Genomic DNA, 1374 nt, shown 5'->3' with positions numbered 1-1374 from the left:
AGCTGGATACGGTCGGTGGTCTGGATGCCGTTGGCGTTCAGCACGAGTTGGATGATGTTGCCGAGCACACCGCCCTCAGTGTCGATTTTCGACGACACGACCACCTGAGCGCTCGCCGAGGCTGCGGTGATGCCGAGCGCCAGAGCCGCGCCGGCCAAAACCTTGACTGAAAACATTTCACAAATCCCTTGCTGAGAACCGGACTACGGCTGCCGCATATGAGCATGGCTTCAATGCTCCGTCGGGGTACACGGTTTCATAAGAAGGGGCATGGGCGCAATAATTGTTCGGAAGCGGGTGAGCTCGCGGCTGCCTCGTCCCGACATCGTCATGTCACTACAACGTCGCGCGTCTGCTTGGACGCGCAAAGGACGCTGTAGCACTTTTGATTTTGCGCATGATCCCCAGCGAAATCGATTCCGATTTCGCCGAAGCGAACTTTCGGTTCGGGGTCATGTGCTGGTCGGCCGCGCGCTTGTCATCTTCAACACACCCAGTGCCACGAAGCACAGCACCGTCACCGGGAAGATGACCCAGTTCAGCATCTCCCAGCCCCAGGCGTTGTAGACGGTGCCCGACATCAGCGATGCGAAAGCGACGGAGCCGAACAGGACGAAGTCGTGAAAACCCTGGACCTTGCCCTTTTCGGATGGCCGGTAGCTGTCGGCGACCATGGCAGTGGCGCCGATAAAGCCGAAATTCCAGCCGAGGCCGAGCAGGATCAGCGCCGTCCAGAACTGCCACAGTGCCAAGCCCGACAGCGCCACCACTGCGCAGCCGACGAGCAACACAAGTCCGGTTGCGACGATCCGTTCGGCGCCGAAGCGATAGATCAGCGAGCCGGTGAAGAAGCTCGGCGCGAACATCGCCATCACATGCCAGGAAATGCCGAGCGTGGCGTCGTCCGTCGACAGGCCGCAGCCGACCAGGGCGAGCGGTGCGCCGGTCATGACGAAGCTCATCAGCGCGTAGCTGCCGACGGCACAAAACAGCGCCGCCACGAAACGCGGCCTTGTGACGATCTCGGAGAGCGGCCGCGCATCGCTGTCGGCGATTTCCACCTTGCCGGCTGCCTTGGCCGGGATGCGCAGGAACGACAGGATGGCGGCGCCGACAGCTGCCAGCCCCAGGATCGACGCGAACGAGCCGGCAAACATCACCGGCGCAAACAATTCGCGGGTGAAGATGACGATCTGCGGCCCAAGGATGGCGGTGACGATGCCACCGGCCAGCACGAAGGAAATGGCGCGCGCCTTGAATTCAGAAGGCGCGTTGTCGGCGGCGGCGAAGCGGAATTGCTGGACGAAGGCACCGCCGATGCCGATCACCAGCAGGCCGAAGGCGAAGAGCCAAAAGCTGGCTTGAAACAGCGCC

At 62.2% G+C, this 1374-nt stretch carries 1 protein-coding gene and 1 pseudogene; both read right to left on the bottom strand.

Going from position 1 to position 1374, the window contains the following annotated elements; all coding sequences use genetic code 11:
- A pseudogene (locus EOA86_RS34770) lies at positions 1-176 on the bottom strand (ABC transporter substrate-binding protein); the annotation flags it as partial.
- Between the two features lie 276 nt (positions 177-452).
- A partial coding sequence (locus EOA86_RS34765) for an MFS transporter (protein WP_164892329.1) occupies positions 453-1374 on the bottom strand: 922 nt, incomplete at its 5' end.

The sequence above is a fragment of the Mesorhizobium sp. M5C.F.Ca.IN.020.32.2.1 genome, from assembly GCF_004023105.1.
GTDB lineage: Bacteria > Pseudomonadota > Alphaproteobacteria > Rhizobiales > Rhizobiaceae > Mesorhizobium > Mesorhizobium wenxiniae.
This window is presented reverse-complemented; position numbering and strand designations above follow the sequence as displayed.